This window comes from Actinophytocola sp. NPDC049390 (assembly GCF_044466355.1).
Taxonomy (GTDB): domain Bacteria; phylum Actinomycetota; class Actinomycetes; order Mycobacteriales; family Pseudonocardiaceae; genus Actinophytocola.
Map to the genome: position 1 here is coordinate 1263324 of NZ_JBITMQ010000001.1, position 16374 is coordinate 1279697.

The 16374-nt window shown below is 72.2% G+C and carries 17 protein-coding genes; 9 read left to right on the top strand and 8 right to left on the bottom strand.

Features of this window, described 5'->3' with window-relative positions; all coding sequences use genetic code 11:
• Nucleotides 1-7: 7 nt before the first annotated feature.
• The 3 genes from ACIBVP_RS05710 to ACIBVP_RS05720 all read left to right on the top strand — a co-directional run bounded on the left by ACIBVP_RS05710 (nucleotide 8) and on the right by ACIBVP_RS05720 (nucleotide 2233).
• Nucleotides 8-973 (top strand): ABC transporter permease, encoded by a 966-nt coding sequence (locus ACIBVP_RS05710; RefSeq protein WP_396104773.1) that lies wholly within the window; start codon nucleotides 8-10, stop codon nucleotides 971-973.
• Nucleotides 970-1836 (top strand): carbohydrate ABC transporter permease, encoded by an 867-nt coding sequence (locus tag ACIBVP_RS05715; RefSeq protein ID WP_396104774.1) that lies wholly within the window; start codon nucleotides 970-972, stop codon nucleotides 1834-1836. The genes ACIBVP_RS05710 and ACIBVP_RS05715 overlap by 4 nt, the downstream gene beginning before the upstream one ends.
• A gap of 130 nt (nucleotides 1837-1966) precedes the next feature.
• The gene (locus ACIBVP_RS05720) at nucleotides 1967-2233 is read left to right on the top strand and encodes a hypothetical protein (RefSeq protein WP_396104775.1); all 267 of its coding nucleotides are present in this window, start codon (nucleotides 1967-1969) and stop codon (nucleotides 2231-2233) included.
• Nucleotides 2234-2423: 190 nt separating this feature from the next.
• On the opposite strand, the gene ACIBVP_RS05725 is transcribed toward ACIBVP_RS05720, so the two are convergent.
• The 5 genes from ACIBVP_RS05725 to ACIBVP_RS05745 all read right to left on the bottom strand — a co-directional run bounded on the left by ACIBVP_RS05725 (nucleotide 2424) and on the right by ACIBVP_RS05745 (nucleotide 7282).
• The gene (locus tag ACIBVP_RS05725; protein ID WP_396104776.1) at nucleotides 2424-2882 is read right to left on the bottom strand and encodes a CAP domain-containing protein; all 459 of its coding nucleotides are present in this window, start codon (nucleotides 2880-2882) and stop codon (nucleotides 2424-2426) included.
• A gap of 189 nt (nucleotides 2883-3071) precedes the next feature.
• Nucleotides 3072-4091 carry a LysR family transcriptional regulator gene (locus ACIBVP_RS05730; RefSeq protein WP_396104777.1) on the bottom strand — a complete coding sequence of 340 codons (1020 nt, stop codon included), beginning with the start codon at nucleotides 4089-4091 and terminating at the stop codon, nucleotides 3072-3074.
• 32 nt (nucleotides 4092-4123) lie between these two features.
• Complete coding sequence (locus ACIBVP_RS05735; protein WP_396104778.1) at nucleotides 4124-5242, bottom strand: CaiB/BaiF CoA transferase family protein; 1119 nt, start codon at nucleotides 5240-5242, stop codon at nucleotides 4124-4126.
• Between the two features lie 7 nt (nucleotides 5243-5249).
• Nucleotides 5250-6089 carry an enoyl-CoA hydratase/isomerase family protein gene (locus ACIBVP_RS05740; protein ID WP_396104779.1) on the bottom strand — a complete coding sequence of 280 codons (840 nt, stop codon included), beginning with the start codon at nucleotides 6087-6089 and terminating at the stop codon, nucleotides 5250-5252.
• Nucleotides 6086-7282, bottom strand: coding sequence for an acyl-CoA dehydrogenase family protein (locus ACIBVP_RS05745; RefSeq protein ID WP_396104780.1), 1197 nt, complete (start codon nucleotides 7280-7282; stop codon nucleotides 6086-6088). The genes ACIBVP_RS05740 and ACIBVP_RS05745 overlap by 4 nt, the downstream gene beginning before the upstream one ends.
• Nucleotides 7283-7465: 183 nt before the next feature.
• On the opposite strand from ACIBVP_RS05745, the gene ACIBVP_RS05750 reads away from it, so the two are divergent.
• From ACIBVP_RS05750 to ACIBVP_RS05770, 5 genes are all read left to right on the top strand, one after another.
• On the top strand, nucleotides 7466-8593 hold the full coding sequence (locus ACIBVP_RS05750) for an acyl-CoA dehydrogenase family protein (RefSeq protein WP_396104781.1): 1128 nt from the start codon (nucleotides 7466-7468) through the stop codon (nucleotides 8591-8593).
• Nucleotides 8590-9558: a tripartite tricarboxylate transporter substrate binding protein gene (locus ACIBVP_RS05755; protein WP_396104782.1), complete on the top strand. Its 969-nt coding sequence runs from the start codon at nucleotides 8590-8592 to the stop codon at nucleotides 9556-9558. The genes ACIBVP_RS05750 and ACIBVP_RS05755 overlap by 4 nt, the downstream gene beginning before the upstream one ends.
• A 5-nt stretch (nucleotides 9559-9563) precedes the next feature.
• The gene (locus ACIBVP_RS05760) at nucleotides 9564-10046 is read left to right on the top strand and encodes a tripartite tricarboxylate transporter TctB family protein (protein ID WP_396104783.1); all 483 of its coding nucleotides are present in this window, start codon (nucleotides 9564-9566) and stop codon (nucleotides 10044-10046) included.
• A 14-nt stretch (nucleotides 10047-10060) separates the two neighbouring features.
• The gene (locus ACIBVP_RS05765) at nucleotides 10061-11587 is read left to right on the top strand and encodes a tripartite tricarboxylate transporter permease (RefSeq protein ID WP_396104784.1); all 1527 of its coding nucleotides are present in this window, start codon (nucleotides 10061-10063) and stop codon (nucleotides 11585-11587) included.
• A gap of 97 nt (nucleotides 11588-11684) precedes the next feature.
• Nucleotides 11685-12896, top strand: coding sequence for an acyltransferase family protein (locus ACIBVP_RS05770; protein ID WP_396104785.1), 1212 nt, complete (start codon nucleotides 11685-11687; stop codon nucleotides 12894-12896).
• Here the strand turns inward: ACIBVP_RS05770 and ACIBVP_RS05775 are convergent, their stop codons facing one another.
• Genes ACIBVP_RS05775 through ACIBVP_RS05785 form a run of 3 tightly spaced genes read right to left on the bottom strand, consistent with a single transcriptional unit; the run spans nucleotide 12897 to nucleotide 15471 of the window.
• A complete protein-coding gene (locus ACIBVP_RS05775) occupies nucleotides 12897-13385 on the bottom strand; it encodes a hypothetical protein (RefSeq protein WP_396104786.1) in 489 nt (162 codons plus the stop codon).
• Entirely contained in the window at nucleotides 13382-14800 is a 1419-nt protein-coding gene (locus ACIBVP_RS05780; RefSeq protein WP_396104787.1) for an ATP-binding protein, read from the bottom strand. Before ACIBVP_RS05780 ends, ACIBVP_RS05775 begins: the two co-directional genes overlap by 4 nt.
• Nucleotides 14797-15471, bottom strand: a complete 675-nt coding sequence (locus tag ACIBVP_RS05785) for a response regulator (protein WP_396104788.1) — start codon at nucleotides 15469-15471, stop codon at nucleotides 14797-14799. The genes ACIBVP_RS05780 and ACIBVP_RS05785 overlap by 4 nt, the downstream gene beginning before the upstream one ends.
• A gap of 111 nt (nucleotides 15472-15582) precedes the next feature.
• Between ACIBVP_RS05785 and ACIBVP_RS05790 the strand changes: the two genes are divergently transcribed.
• Complete coding sequence (locus tag ACIBVP_RS05790) at nucleotides 15583-16335, top strand: SGNH/GDSL hydrolase family protein (RefSeq protein WP_396104789.1); 753 nt, start codon at nucleotides 15583-15585, stop codon at nucleotides 16333-16335.
• Nucleotides 16336-16374: the final 39 nt, after the last annotated feature.

Genomic DNA, 16374 nt, shown 5'->3' on the forward strand with positions numbered 1-16374 from the left:
GATGGCCGTGCTGAGCAGACCGCGTGCGGTCGGCAAACCACCGCCGCCGCGCCCGGTGCGCCGGGTGGGGCGGGGCAGGCGGCTGCGCCGGGACTGGCTGCTGCTGGCGTGCGCGGTGCCGGGACTGGTGTGGCTGCTGGTGTTCCACTACGCGCCGCTGCTCGGCAACGTCATCGCGTTCAAGGACTACCAGCCCTACGTCGGCATCGCCGACGCGCCGTGGGTGGGGCTGGACAACTTCGCCATCATCGCGGGCGGCGACCCCGCCTTCCTCAACGCGCTGATCAACACGCTGGTCATCTCCCTGTTGCAGCTGCTGTTCGTGTTCCCGATCCCGATCGCGCTGGCGCTGCTGCTCAACTCGCTCGTCTCGGAACGGGTCAAGCGGACGGTCCAGTCGATCCTGTACCTGCCGCACTTCCTGTCCTGGGTCATCATCGTCGCGATCTTCCAGCACATGCTGGGCAACACCGGCCTGCTCAACAGCTTCCTGACCGAGCACGACCTCGGCAGCGTCAACGTCATCGGGAACCCGGAGCTGTTCAAGGAGCTGGTCGTCGCGCAGGTGATCTGGAAGGACACCAGCTGGGGCACCATCCTCTTCCTCGCCGCGATGTCCCGGATCGACCCGGAACTGTACGAGGCCGCCGCCGTCGACGGCGCGTCCCGGACACGTCAGCTGTGGCACGTCACGTTGCCGGGCATCAAGTCCGTCGTCGCGCTGCTGCTGATCCTGCGCCTCGGCGACGTGCTGAGCGTCGGCTTCGAACAGATCCTCCTGCAACAGAACGCGGTCGGCCCCAACGCGTCGGAGGTGCTCGACACCTACGTGTTCAACAACGCGGTCGGCGCCGGCTCGTGGGGCGCGTCCGCAGCCGCCGGACTGGTCAAGGGCATCGTGGGAGTCGCACTCGTGCTTGGCGCCAACAAGGTCGCCCACCTCTTCGGCGAGCGGGGGGTGTACCAGCGATGACCATCCTGACACCGGCCCGTCCCACGACCAGGGTGGCCAAGGGGCTCGTCCTGACGGTGTGCTGCCTGGTCGTGGTTCTCCCGTTCCTGGCGGTGATCTCGACCAGCCTCGCCGACGAACGCCAGGTCGCCGGGGCGGGCGGGTACGTGCTCTGGCCGGACCGCCCGAGCTTCTACGCCTACGAGGCGATCTTCGAGGGCGGGGTGGTCACCCGGGCGCTGCTCGTGTCGGTCGGCGTGACCGTCGTCGGCGCGGCCCTGTCGTTGCTGTGCACGGCGTTGCTGGCGTACGGCCTGTCCCGGCCGGGCAGCTTCGGCAGCAGGCCCATCCTCATGGTCGTGCTGTTCAGCGTGCTGTTCTCGCCGGGCATCATCCCGATGTACCTGACGGTCAAACAGCTCGGCCTGCTGGACAGCTACTGGGCGCTGATCCTCTCGGCCCTGGTCAACGGCTTCAACGTGATCGTGATGCGCGCGTTCTTCCTGGAACTGCCCCAGGAACTGCTGGACGCGGCCAAGATCGACGGCGCGAGCGAACTGACCGTGCTCTTCCGGATCGTGCTGCCGCTGTCGAAGGCCGTGGTCGCGGTGATCGGCCTGTTCTACGCCGTGGCGTACTGGAACAACTTCTTCTCGGCGCTGCTCTACATCACCGACAACGCCAAGTACCCGCTGTCCCTCGTCCTGCGCACGTACGTGGTCGACAACGCGACGATCGGCACCGGCGACGCGAGCCAGGTGCCGCCGCAACAGTCCCTCCAGATGGCGATGCTCGTGGTCAGCATCGTGCCGATCCTGCTGGTGTATCCGTTCCTGCAGAAGCATTTCGCGAAGGGCATCATGATCGGCGCGGTGAAGGGCTGACGTCCCGCCCCGGTGTCGCCGGACCGCGACACGATCGGGTTGTCCTGTCGCCTCAACGCGAGTTGATCTTGAAACCGCGGGTCGGAAGCTGCTGAAGTGTGCGTCCTCCAACCAGGAAGGGCAAGAACACATGAATCGCACTCGCATGGCCTCCGCCGTGGCGGGACTGGCTTTTCTCGGGGTGCTCGCCACCCCCGCGCTCGCCAGCGCGGAGACGCCCGCGGACCGTGCCGTCAGCGACATCGGTGACAGTGTTCCGCTCGTCGGCGACCTGCTCGGCGGTAGCGGTGCCAGTGGCCTGACCGAGGGCCTCCCGCTCGTCGGCGACCTGCTCGGCGGCGGCGGTGCCGGTGGCCTGACCCAGGGCCTCCCACTCCTCGGCGGCCTCGGCGGCTAGCCCACCGCCGTGGGGGGGGGGGGGGGCCCCCCCCCGCCCCCCCCCCCCCGGGGGGGGGGGGGGGGGGGGGCCCCCCCGCCCCCCCCCCCCGCCCGGGGGGGGGGGGGGGCCCCCCCCCCGCGGGGGGGGCCCCCCCCCCCCCGGGGGGCCCCCCGCCACGGCGTGTCCGGCGACGCGTTTCGCCCGCCTGTCAACGAGTCCCGAAGTTCTGGGTCCAGTACGGCACCCCTCGTTCGTTCACGACGTGTCCCACCCCGATCTCGGCCAGCCCGCAGTCGAGGATGTTGGCCCGGTGACCGGAGCTGCCCATCCAGGCGTCGACCACCTCCTCGGGCGTCGCCTGGCCGTAGGCGATGTTCTCCGCCCACTTCCTGGCCGGATACCCGGCCTGCCGCACACGGTCGCCCGCGTCGGAGCCGTTCGCGCCGTGGTGGGTCATCTCGTCGCGTACGGCCATCTCCTCGGAGTGACCGCGGGCCGCTCTGGTCAGGGCAGCGTGCTGGGTCAGGGCGCCACAGCCATGAATCGCGCGCTCCTGGTTCGTCAGCGTGATGACCTGCCGCTCGTAGCTGGGGTCCGCGGCAACCTGGCCCGTCGCGGCACCCAGTCCCAGTACTGCCGACACGGCGATGGCGGTGAGAGCGTTCATTGTTCGCTTCCTTGCTCGGATTCCTGCCGCCGGCAGGCGTACCCGGCGCGAGGTGAACCTCTCGTCCCCACCACACCATGACGCTATCGAGCGACGAGTGCGACGCTCCCGGTCACGCCACGACGGGTTCCGCGGCGTCCTGTCGACGGCTGTAATCAGTCCTTTCGGGTGGTTGAGGGCGTCGACTGATCACGGACCGCTCGCGTCCCCCGCGGGTTGGTACGGAGTTTCCGTCAGGCGTTGGTATGCGGCCTCGATCGCGTTGTCGGCGTCGACGGCCGCCTCCAGCAGGGACATGCCCCGGTCGGTGCGGCTCGTCACGGCCTGGTGCCAGCGGTCCAGGTTCTCCCTGCTGAGATCGAGGAACCTGCGTGCGGGCACCGACAACGGGGTGGTGGGGGTGATGGCGTAGATCGGCCGCAGGGTCAGGGGCTCCAGCAGACGCAGGCCGGCTCCCCGGCGCCGGGCGTCGAGGGCCTGACGCATGGGAAGGAGCGCGGCGCCCGCGCCGGCGATGATCAACGGCACGAGGCCGGCCGGTTCGCTGGTGTCGACGACCACGACGGGCTCGATCGCGCTCGTGTCCCGCAGGGAGTCGAGGTAGCTGCGGCCGAACCCGCGGTCGACGATCATCGGCAGGCCGTCCAGCAGTGCCACGGGCACGGGGTCGGGGAAGTCGCCGCGCCAACCCGGCGGCAGCGCCAGCACTACCTCACCGTCGCCGATGTGGACGCACTCGATGCCCTGGCGGGACATGGGGTTGACCGTGTACGCGAGCTCGGCCTCGCCGGAGCGGATGAGGGTCGCGATCTCGTCGGAGTCGCCGGTGTGCTGGGTCAGCCGGACCGTGAGACCGGGATGCTTGCGCCGGAAGTGGCCCACCCACGCCGCCAGGAAGTTCGACGTGAGGGTGGGGGAGATCGCCACGTCGACCCGGCCGCGCTCCAGCCCCCGGTAGCCCTCGGCGACCTGGCGGGCGTGCTGGAGGTCGCGGAGGATCTGCCGCGCCGGGCCGACGAGTGCCTCACCCGCCGGGGCCAGCACCAGCCCGCGCCCGACCCGGCGGAACAGCTCGACGCCGAGATCGGTCTCCAGGCGACGGATGATCTGCGACAGGGACGGTTGCGCCAGGTAGAGCGCGGACGCGGCCCGGGTGATGCTGCCCTGGTCGACGACGGCGAGGAAGCACTCGATCTCGCGGACGTTCATGTGCCGATCCAAGGCACGGCGTTCTGGCCCGGTCAAGGCCACACGGGCGTGTCGTCACCTGGGCGGGGGACGGCCCGGTCCGCCGCGGGCGCCACGCCGTCGAGGGTGAACGGCAGGGACGGCACGGTGTAGCGGTCACCGTCCGGGCCGATGCCGGTGGTCAGTGCGCCGCCGGCCCGCACGTCCGCCGCCTCGGCCACGTCGCGGAAGGTCCGCACCGCGGCCGCGACGATGCCGTGTTCGGCCAGCAGCGCCAGGCACTCCGCCGTGTCCAGCACCGCGAACGTCGGCGAGATCTCCGCCAGCAGCGCGTCGCGGTGGGCCACGCGGGCCGGGTTCCCGGCGAACCGCGGGTCGTCGAGCATCCACTCCTTGTCGATGAGCCGGCACAGCCGGGCGAAGTGCTCGGGGGTGTAGGCGGACAGGACGATGGCGCCGTCCGCGGTGTGCACGACGTCGGCCGCGGGAGCGACGGTCGCCTGGCCGTTGCCCTTGCGCCGGGGCTCCTGACCCGAGGCGTGCCACTCGCCCCACATCGCCGACTGCAGGTGGATCGCGGCACCCAGCAGCGAGACCTCGGCGACCCCGCCCTCTCCGGTGCGTTCGCGGCGCAGGAGCGCGGCGAGCACGGCCTGGACGACCGCGTAGCTGGCGGCGACGTCGGCGATCGGGAACCCGACACGCAGCGGGTCACCGTCGTGCTCGCCGTTGATCGACATCAGCCCGCTCTCGGCCTGCCCCGCGATGTCGAGGCCCGCGCGACGGGCCGACGGTCCCGCCGAGGGGAAGCCGCTCACCGAGACGTACACGAGCGAGGGGTTGGCCGCCCGCAGTTCGTCGGGGCCGAGGCCGAGACCGGCCAGCGCACCCGCCCGCAGGTTCTGCACGACGACGTCCGCCTCCGCGACCAGCTTGACCGCCGTGTCGCGGTCGGCTTCGGACTTGAGGTCGAGCACCACCGAGCGCTTGCCGCGGTTGTAGGCGAGGACGATGCCCTCGCCGTACGCGCCGATGCCGCGGGCCTGGTCGCCCGAGGGCGGTTCGACCTTGATCACGTCGGCGCCGAGATCGGCCAGCAGCTGCGTCGCCGCCGGCGCGGCGATGTAGTGGCCGAACTCGACGACGCGGACACCCGCCAGTGGGCTGGTCATGGGGCTCCTACTCTCCCGTGAACACCGGCCGTCGCTTCTCCAGGAACGCCTGCGCCGCCCGCCGGGCGTCCCCGCTGCGGGCGGAGTCGACCATGCGCGGCACCTCGCGCCCAAGGTAGTCGGGCAGCGTGACCAGTGCGGCGTCGTCCAGGTTCTCCTTCGCGTACCGCATCGCTCGCGGCGCCTGCGCCGCGAGCTTGCCCGCCAGCTCGCCGACCCGGGCGGGCAGGTCGGCCGCGGTCTCGGTGACGAGCCCGAGCCGTGCCGCCTCCGCCGCGGTGATCCGGCCGGGGTCCAGGAGCAGTGCCCGCGCGCGGGCACCGCCGACGGCGCGGGTCAGCAGCCACGCGCTGCCGAGGTCGCCGGACACCCCGGCGCTGACGAACGCCGTGTTGAACACCGCGTGCTCGGCCGCGATCCGGAAGTCGGCGGCGAGCGCCAGCGACAGCCCGGCTCCCGCGCACGCCCCGTTGACCGCGGCGATCGTCGGCGCGGGGAACGACACGAGCGTCTGCACGATGGTCGACGCGTGGGCCAGCCGCTCGCGGTCGTCGGCCGCGGACCGGCCACGCAGCGTGCGCGTCTCCTGGTCGCCGACGCTGTCCGACCCGACCCGCGCCAGGTCCGCGCCGACGCAGAACGAACTGCCCGCGCCGGTGACGACGAGGACACGCAGGTCACGCGCCGACGCGGCCTGCCCGAGCGCGGCGAGCAGGTCCTCCACGAGCTGCCACGAGATCGCGTTGCGGCGCCGCGGCCGGTTGAGGGTCACCGTGCCGACACCGCCGTCGAGGGAGAACAGCACCGTCCCGCCCGGTGCCGTCGAATCGCTCGCGAGCTCGCTCATCGGGGCAGCTCCAGCAGCTCACGCGCGATGATCGTGCGCTGGATCTGTGCCGTGCCGCCCGCGATCCGCTGGCCGCGCACGTGGAGGTGGCGCCAGCGCAGGTGGCCGGCACCGGCGTCGGCGCCCAGCTGTCCGTCGACGCCGAGGACGTCCGCGCCCAGGTCCGCGATCGCCAGCCTGGTTCGCGACCACAGCAGCTTGGTCACCGAGGCGTGGGCGCCGAGGTCCTCGCCCCGGCCGACGCGCGTCATCGCGTCGTAGCCGCGCACGCGGAGCAGCTCCAGGTCGGCCCGGCAACGGGCGATCCGCTGCCGGACGGCGGGCTGCTCGATGGCCGAGCGCCCGTCCTTGTGGGTGCGGCGCGCCACGGCGATCACGTCGTCGAGCTCGTGGCGGAACTCGAAGTACTGGCTGATCGGCGAGGCGTTCCGCTCCACCCCGAGCAGGTACTTCGCCACCGCCCAGCCGTCCCCGGGCGCGCCGACCACGTTGCCCGCGACGGGCACGCGGACCTCGTCGAGGAACTCCTGCCCGAACTCGTGCGAACCGGACATCTGGCGGATCGGCCGGACGGTGACGCCCGGCAGCGCCAGATCGATCAGCAGGAAGGTGAGGCCGCGCTGTCGTTCCGCCTCGGGGTCGGTGCGGACCAGGGCGAACATCGCGTCGGCGAACCGTGCCATCGAGGTCCACGTCTTCTCGCCCGAGACGACGAGGACGTCGCCGTCGCGGTGGGCGGTGGCCCGCAGGCTCGCGAGGTCGCTCCCGCTCTCCGGCTCGGAGAAGCCCTGGCACCAGATGGTCTCCCCGGACAGGATCGCCGGCAGGAGCCTGCGCTTCTGGTCCTCGGTGCCGTAGCGCAGCAGCGTCGGGCCCAGCAGGGTGGTGCCGAGGTAGGTCAGGCCGAGGAACGGGCCGATCGGTGCCCGTGCCCGCGCCATCTCCTCGTCGTGCACGGCGCGGATCTCGTGGTCGCCGCCGCGGCCGCCGTACTCCTCGGGCCAGTCGACGCCGGCGAAGCCGTTGTCGGCGCGGTCCTTCTCCCACCCGCGCCGCAGATCGAGGGACTGGCCGGTGCCGTCCAGGTCGAGCCAGAAGCACGGCCTGCGCCACGCCTCCGGCACCGAGCCGGCCAGCCACCGGCGGATCTCCCGCCGGAACTTCTCGGCCGCCGACGAGTATCGGAGATCCATGCGGCCATCGTGGGTGCGGCCGTCGTAGTGCGTCAAAGAGCAAAACGAACAGTGACCCATTGCCGGAGCCAATGAGTGACTCATTGCGTTTCGCAATGGGTCGGGTTGGGTTCACGTCTTTGACGTACTCCGTCGCGTTCGGTGGACTGTTGAGCACTTCACGACGAAGTGGATCGGTGCACTATGGACTTCGGGCTCACTGACGAGCAGGTGGCGATGGGTGTGGCGGTGCGCGGATGGCTGGCCGCCCACCTCGGTACGGCGCGTGTCCACGCCTATGTGGACGAGACGTCGGCGGCGGTCGACACCGAACTGCACCACGCGGCGGCGGACCTCGGCTGGCTCGGGGTGACCGCGCCCGTGACGGACGGCGGGCTCGGACTCGGCCTGCTCGACCTCGCCGTGGTCGTCGAGGCGCTGGGCGCCGCGCTCGCGCCGGCCGGGGTGTGGGCGGCCATCGCCGCGTGCGACGTGCTCGCCACGTCGGCCGACGCGGAGCAGCGGCGCCGCTGGCTCGCGCCGATGATCGCGGGCGACCTCGTCGGCGCGACGGCCCTGCGAGCGCCCGGCGGGTCGTGGGACAGCGCGGGCGTCGCCGTCACGGCCACCGCTGACGACCTGCTGACCGGTGACGCCGGCGTCGTCGAGCACGCCACCCGCGCCGATGTGCTGCTGGTCGCGGCTCTGTCGGCGACCGGTGTCCGGATCTTCGTCGTGGACGCCCGGCACCCCGGGGTGTCGATGCGTGCCGTCGAACCGGTGGACCGGACGACACACGCCGCCAGGGTGACCCTGACCGGCGTGACCGGCGACGCCGTGCGCTGGCCCCAGGACGGGGTCTTCGAACGCGTCGTCGGGCGGCTGACGCTGCTGGTGGCCGCCGACCTCATCGGCGCCGCGGACTCCGCCATGCGGATCACGCTCGCCCACCTGCGGCAGCGCAGACAGTTCGGCCGGGCGATCGGCGGTTTCCAGGCGATCCAGCACGAACTGGCCGAGCTGTACGTCGAGCTGACGACGATCACCGACGCGGTCCGGTACACGGCCCACAGCCACGACACCGGCAACGCCGACGCCGCACTGATGACCTCGGTCGTCAAGAGCCGCGCCGCCGACCTCGCGTTCCGGATGGCGGCGGCGACGGTGCAGTTCCACGGCGCCCTCGGCTTCACGTGGGAGCACAGCGCGCACCTGTTCTTCAAGCGGCTCCACCGGGACGCCTACGCGTTCGGCGACGCCGGCTGGCACGACCCCGTCATCGCGGCGGCCGCGGTCGGGGCGGAAACCACGTACACAGGAGGTACGCGATGAGTGCTCGTTCGGTCCGGAGGGGCGTCGCGCTGGTCGCGATCATCGCGCTGCTCGCGACCGCGTGCGGCAGGCCCGGCCAGGGCGGCGGCTACCCGGCGCGCGACGTCCAGGTCGTCGTGCCCTACCCGGCGGGCAGCGCCATCGACGCCACGGCCCGCGCACTGGTCGACGTGATCAACAAGCAGGGTGAGCTGGGCAAACGCCTCCAGGTGGTGAACAAGGAGGGCGGCGCCGGGTCGGTCGGCACCACGGCGGTCCTCACCGCGAAGCCGGACGGTCACACGATCGGCATCCTCCCCGACGGCCCGCTGACGTTGATCCCGCACACCGAGGAGGTCTCCTACGACCCCGGGAAGGTCACGGTGCTCAGCGAGGTCACCACGTCGCCGGTGCTGTTCGCGGTGCCGGGCGACTCGCCGTACCAGGACGTCGCGGACCTGGTCGCCGCCGCCAAGGCGGACCCGGGGACGATCACGATGGGTGACGGGCCGCTCAACTACGCCATCCCGGCGCAGAAGTTCGAGCAGCTGACGGACACGAGGTTCAAGCACATCAAGTTCGACGGCGACCAGGCCACCACGACGGCACTGCTCGGCGGCAACGTCGACGTCGGGGTCATGCAGCTGGCCGGGGCGACCGCGCAGCTGAAGTCCGGGAAGCTCCGGGTGCTGGGCATCGCGTCCACCGACCCCGTCGACCTGGCGCCCGACGTCCCGACGTTCGGCGCGCAGGACGTCGACCTGGACTGGGCGGCCTACAACGTGGTCGTGGCCCCCGCCGGGCTGCCGTCCGACGTCGAGAAGAAGCTGGCGGACGTGTTCGACGCGGCCGTCCACAGCGTGGAGTTCACCGACGCGGCCCGCGAGCTGGGGCTCGTGGTCAGCGGGCTCGACGGTGCGTCCGCCAGGAACCGCCTGACCGACAAGTCCGGGGAAGCCGAGAAGCTCCTCGCACCACCGAAGTGACGGCCGTGCGGGTGACACGGGACGTGCTCGCGGCCGGGACGCTGCTCGTACTCGGGCTGGTGTACGGCGTGCTGTCGGTCGGGGAGGGCCTCGGCTCGGTGGGGGACACCGGCGCCGGTTTCTTCCCGTTCGTCGTCGCGCTCGTGCTCGTCGCCGCCAGCGCCGTCGTTCTCGTGCGGAGCGTCCGGGGGACGGTCGCCAGCGAGGAGTCCGCCGAGGCCGACGACGACAAGGCCGACCACGGCGACGTCCACTGGTGGCGGATCGCGGGCGTACTGGGCGCGGCCATGCTGGTGCCCGCGGTGGGCGAGACGGTCGGCATGATCGTGACGCTGTCGGTCGCGCTGGTCCTGATCGCCAGGGTCATGGGCGTGTCGCGGTGGCTGAACGCCCTCATCCTCGGTGTCGCCTTCGGCGCGGCCACCTGGTTGATCTTCGTGTACTGGCTGTACGTACCCCTGCCCGCCGGCACCCTCGGCCTGGTCTGAACGGGAGGAGCGACGTGCTCGACGACCTCGGGGCGGGTTTCGCGGCGTTCGCGGACCCCACCTACCTCACCCTCGCGCTGGTCGGCGTCGTGCTCGGCACGGTGGTCGGGGTGCTGCCCGGTATCGGACCGATCGGCGCGATGTCCGTCCTGCTCGGGATGACCACGCAGCTGGGCGCGACCGCTTCGCTGATCCTGTTCGCGGGCATCTACTTCGGCTCCACCTACGGCGGGTCGACGACTTCGATCCTGCTCAACGTGCCCGGTGAGGCGTCGTCGGTGGTCACCGCGCTCGACGGGCACGAGATGACGAAACGCGGGCGGGCGGGGCCCGCGCTGACCGTCGCGGCCGTGTCGTCGTTCGTGGCGGGCACCGTCGCGATCTTCGGTCTCATGGTGTTCGCGCCGTGGCTGTCCGGGGTGGCGGTCGAACTCGGGCCGCCCGAGTACATGGCGCTGTGCGTCGCGGGGCTGTTGCTGCTGGCGGCCCTGTCCACGGGGTCCACCGCGAAGGCGATCGTCATGATCTGCGCGGGCCTCGCGGTCGGCACGGTCGGCATCGACCCGGCGGGCGGTGACCTGCGGTTCACCATGGGCTCGACCGACCTGGCCCAGGGCTTCAGCTTCATCGCCCTGGTCATGGGCGTCTTCGGCATCGCGGAGGCGTTGACGATGGCGGGTCGGCGGTGGCGCCCGGAACCGGTGCGGGCGCCGAAGCTGCGGGAGCTGTTGCCCAGCAGGCAGGAGGCGCGGGAGGCGGCGCCCGCCGCGGTCCGCGGGTCGGCGATCGGGTTCCTGCTCGGCCTCGTGCCCGGTCCGGCGGCGGTGTTGTCCACGTTCGCCTCCTACGTGGCCGAACGGAAGATCGCGAAGCGTCCCGAGGATTTCGGCAGAGGTGCCGTGGCGGGCGTCGCCGGTCCGGAAGCGGCGAACAACGCGGCGGCGGGCGCCGCGTTCGTCCCGTTGCTGGCGCTGGGCATCCCGTTCGCGCCGACGATGGCGCTGGTGCTCGCCGCGCTGCTGCTCAACGGCATCGTGCCCGGACCGACGTTGGTCGACGACCAGCCGGAGCTGTTCTGGACGGTCATCGCGGCGATGTACATCGCCAACCTGATGCTGCTGGTGCTCAACCTGCCGCTCGTCGGGTTGTTCACGCGCCTGCTGTCGATCCCGCCGCGGGCGTTGATGCCGCTGGTGATCGGCCTGTGCGTGGTCGGTGTGTACGCCGAGGGCAACTCGATGTTCGACGTCGTGGTCATGCTCGTCGCGGGCCTGCTCGGGTTCGTGCTGCGCCGCATCGGGTTCAGCATGGCGCCGTTCGTGCTCGCCGTCGTCCTGCAGCCGACGCTCGAGACCTCGCTGCGCCAGACTCTCGCCTACTCCGACGGCAACCCGGGCTACGTGCTCGGCCGGCCCGTCACGATGGTGGTACTCGGCCTCGTCGTCCTGGCGGCGGCCGTGTCGGCCCGGCAGCGGTGGCGACGTCGACGCGCCGCCGCCGTTCCCGGGAACGCGTCGGTCGACGTGCCGCGCGACACGTAGGTGCGGCCCGGAGGTCGCACACGGCGCTTCCCGGTTGCGACATGCTTGCGACAGGACGGGGACGGGCGGCCGACGCGGAGGCCGCACAGTCGGTGCCATGACGAATGTTCACCGGGCGGCGACTCGCCCGGTCGCCGGGCGCGGCGAGCACGTGCCCGCGCTGGACGGGTTGCGCGGGGTCGCGATCCTGGGGGTCCTGCTGTTCCACACCGGTCACCTGCCCGGTGGGTTCCTCGGGGTGGACCTGTTCTTCGCGTTGTCCGGTTACCTCATCACCGACCTGCTGCTGCGTGAGGTCGAGGCGGACGGCACGGTCTCACTCGCCGCGTTCTGGGGACGACGGGTTCGCCGGTTGCTGCCCGCGCTGGCGACGATGCTCGTCGTGGTCACCGTGCTGGTCTGGCTGGTGGCGTCGCGGGACGTCGTGCGGACCACGCTCACGGATGGCCCGTGGGTGCAGCTGAACCTCCTCAACTGGCACCTGCTGGCGGAGTCGGCCGGTTACTGGGAGCGCTTCGGGTCGGCGCGGGTGTTCGAGCACCTGTGGAGCATCGCGGTCGAGGAGCAGTTCTACCTGATGTGGCCGGTGCTGGTGCTGATCATCGCCCGCTGTGGGTGGCGGGCGGACCGCTGGGTGGCGACGACCGCGCTCGTGGCCTCGGCCGGTTCTCTCCTGCTGATGATCACGCTGGTCAGCTCAACCGATCCGAGCCGGGTCTACACCGGCACCGACACGCGGGCGTTCTCACTGTTGCTGGGCGCGGTGGCCGCCACGCGGCAGGCGCGTGCCCTCCTCGCCCGGATGACCGGTCGAGTGGCGGGTGCGGTCCTGGCGTTCCTGGCAGCCGGGATCGGGGTGCTGTGGTGGCTTGCCGACGGGGTGCGCTCGCCGTGGCTGTTCACCGGTGGGCTCTTCGCGCACTCGCTGGCCGCCGCGCTGCTGGTCGGGTTGTGCGCGCGGGCGCCGCACACGGTGGTCGCCACAGTTCTGTCCCGGCAACCACTGCGTTGGCTGGGACTGATCTCCTACAGCCTCTACCTGTGGCACTGGCCCGTGTCCGTGCTGCTGTCCGAGCAGTGGCCCGCACTCGGCGCGTGGCCCCGGACCGCCCTGGTGTGCGCCGTGTCGATCGGCCTGGCCGCGTTGTCGAAGTACCTCGTCGAAGATCCGGTCCGGTTCCGCGCGACGTGGGCCAGGGGACGGCGCGGGGTGCTCGCGTTGGCCGTGGTCATGGCCGGGATGGCCGTGCTGTGGCTGGCACTGCCCGTCCCGGCACCGCCCGCCATCGACATCACCGGGCTGGACTGATCACCTCGCACCGTCGACGGTGATCAGGGGGCAGCTCCGCTCCCGATCCGATTCGGGGGTGGGCTGGACGAACCGGACCCGCACCTTCACGGTCCGCGATCCGCCGCTCTGCACGTGGACGCCGAGCGCCGTGCACACGAGTTGGTGGATGCCCAGGCGGGTGACGTCGTGCACGGTGAACGGCACCATCAGCTGGATCACGTCGGGTTCGGTGGTCACCCCGACCCGGGTGACCGTGCCCGCCGCGATCTCTGTGCGCAGACCCGAGTCGCCGGGCCCGGTCAGCAGCAGCGACATCGCCTCGGAGATCGTGCCCAGGCGGTCGGTCTGCCGCAGCCGCGGCTGGAGCTGATGCCGCGCGTCGACGAAGTACAGCGTCACTCCGCGCGCGACGCCGGTCGGGGCCTCGCCCCCGGCGGCCGGGCCGGACGGCTCGACCCCGCAGCCCGCGAGCAGGAGCGCCGCCACCACCAGCCAGATCCGAGTCACCGGTCCTCCAGGTCCCGTGGCAACGTCAGCACGAAGCGCGCACCGCCGCCGCGCGCGTTGTCCGCGGTGAGGTCGCCGCCGTGCAGGCGGGCGTTCTCCAGCGAGATCGCCAGCCCGAGCCCGCTGCCCGGGGTGCGGGTGCGGGCCGTGTCGGCCTTGTAGAAGCGGTCGAACACGTGCGGCAGCACGGTTTCCGGCAGGCCCGGCCCGTGGTCGGTGACCTCGATCCGCACCTGCCCGGGGGAAGCCGAGACGTGCACGCGCACCGGTGGCGCGCCGTGCCGCAACGCGTTGCCCGCCAGGTTGGCCACGATGACGTCCAGCCGGCGCCGGTCCGCGCGCACCTGAAGCTCCTCCGGTGCCTCCAGCTCGACCCGGTCCAGCCATCCCCGGGCACGCAGGCAGTCCCGCACGGCGCCGACCAGGTCGGCCTCCTCCCACCGCACCTGGGCGGTGCCCGCGTCGAAGCGGGACACCTCCATCAGGTCCTCGACGAGCCGCACCAGCCGGTGGGTTTCGGTGATCGCCAGCCGCGCGGACTCCCGGGCGTCCGCGTCCATCCGGTCCGCGGTGGCCGCCAGCACCTCCACCACCGCGGTCAGCGTGCTCAGGGGGGTGCGCAGTTCGTGGGAGACGTCCGCGGCGAACCTCCTGGCGTCGGCCTGCATGCGCTGCATCGCCACCATCGACGTCTGCACCGACTCCGCCATGTCGTTGATGCTGATCGTCAGCTGGGCCAGCTCGTCGGTGCCCTGCGCGGACGTGCGCGCGTCGAGGTCGCCGGCGGCCAGCCGGCGCGCGGTGTCCCGCAGTTTCCGCACCGGGCGCAGCACGCTGCGCGAGGCCAGCACCGCGAGCAGCACCGCCAGCGGCAGTGACACCGCGGCCGTTGCCCCCGCGGACCGGGCGAGGCCCTCGATCTGCTGCTCGACGCCGGTGAGGTCGTGCGCCGAGTACACCTCGATGCCCGACGGGGCGCGGGCACCGTCCACTGTGGTCACCATGACCGGTGTGCCGACGAGCAGCCACGGCCTGCCGTCCACCACGACCCGCTCGGTGACGAGCCGGTTCTGGGTGCGTACGGCGGTGCGCAACGCACCGGTGACCAGACCGGTGCCGGCGGCGCTGTCCACGGAACGCAGCTCCCGGTAGGTCACCAGCGTGTCGGCGCCGACCGCCGCACGCAGCCGGTCGAGCGACCGCTGGTTCGGCGGATAGGTCAGCTGGGGGGCGATCGCGGCGATGCGGCGGGTGATGGATTCGGTGAGCCGTTGCTGCGTGGCGGTGATCAGCGCGGCGCTCGCCGTCCCGGCGCTCGACCAGGCCGCCGCCCCGGCCGCGATCACCGCCACCAGCACGAACGCGACCAGCAACCGGGCGCGAAGCCCGCGTGGCCACAGCGCTCCCAGCCTCATACCGGTCCGAACCGGTAACCGAACCCGCGCACGGTCTGGATGTACAGCGGGCTCGCCGAGTCGGCCTCCACCTTCGCCCGCAGCCGCTGCACGCAGTTGTCGACCAGCCGGGAGTCACCGAGGTAGTCCTGCTCCCACACGTCCGCCAGCAGTTGGTCGCGGCTGAACACCCGGCCGGGAGCCCGGGACAGCGTCAGCAGCAGCCGCAGCTCGGTCGGCGTCAGCGCCACCGGCGTGCCGCGCACCGACACGGTCAGCGCGGTGGTGTCGATCCGCAGGTCGCGGTGCACGCGCACGCCGTCGGCGGGGCCGGGCCCGCGCCGCAGCACCGCGCGGATGCGGGCGTCGAGCACCGTCGGCCGCGCCGGTTTGACCACGTAGTCGTCCGCGCCCGCCGCCAGGCCGCCGACGACGTCGAAGTCGTCCCCACGCGCGGTGAGCATGATCACCGGCACCTCGCTGGTCGCCCGGATCCGGCGGCACACCTCGAACCCGTCGATGCCGGGGAGCATCAGGTCGAGCACGATCACGTCGGGTGCGGAGGTGCGGAACTCGGCGAGCCCGTCTTCGCCGCTGTCCGCGGTGCGCACGTCGTGGCCGTGACGGGACAGCGCGAGCTGGAGCCCGCGCCGGACCAGGGGATCGTCCTCGATGAGCAGTATCGCCACCATGTGGCCAGTATGGACAGCGCCTGGTCGCGACGCCGGGCCGTTGGTTTTCTGCGACACAACCGCGACACACCGGCGCGACGGCCGGGACACGGCGGCGGCACGGTCGAGGCCATGACCACGACACGACGTCTCGTCCTCGGCCTGACCGGGCTGCTCCTGGCGACCGCGGCCTGTTCGGGCCGGTCCACCGCCACCGACGCCACCGAGGGGGAAGCGGCCGCGGACCAGCCCACGGTGCTCCTCGTCGGCGACTCCATCGCGGTCGGTCAGGCGCTGCCGCTGGCCGCCGCGTTCGACGCCGGTGGCGTCGGCTTCGAGTCCCTCGCCGCCGAGGGCGGTGGGAACGTCGTCGGACCGGCCTCCGACGAGCGCTGGAAGGAGCTGCCGGGGCAGATCACCGCCGCGGCACCGGCCGTGGTCGTCTACCAGATCACCACCTACGACTGGGGCAGCCGGCCGGATCAGCGGGCCGCCTACGAGAAGCTGCTGACCACGGTGAGCGACGCGGGCGCGACGCTGGTCTTCGTCACGATGCCACCGATCGAGCCGGACGACTTCTACCGGCCACACATGGCCGAGCTGGCGCGCACCCCGGACGTCGCCCGCGCGGTCGCGGAGGGGTCATCGGGCCACGCCGTCGTGCTCGACGCGAGCGAGGTGTGGGGCGGCACCTACCAGCGGACCAGGGACGGCAAACCCGACCGCAGCGCCGACGGCATCCACACCTGCCCGCAGGGCGCCGCTCGCTTCACCAGCTGGCTGCTCGTCGAGCTGGCGAAGGTGCTGCCCGGCTTCACACCCCCGGCCGCCGAAACCTGGGCCAACACGGGCTGGTCCGCCGACGAGCACTTCAAGGGCTGCTGACCGGACAGCACGGGGGTCCCGGGCAACCACGTCGCGCGG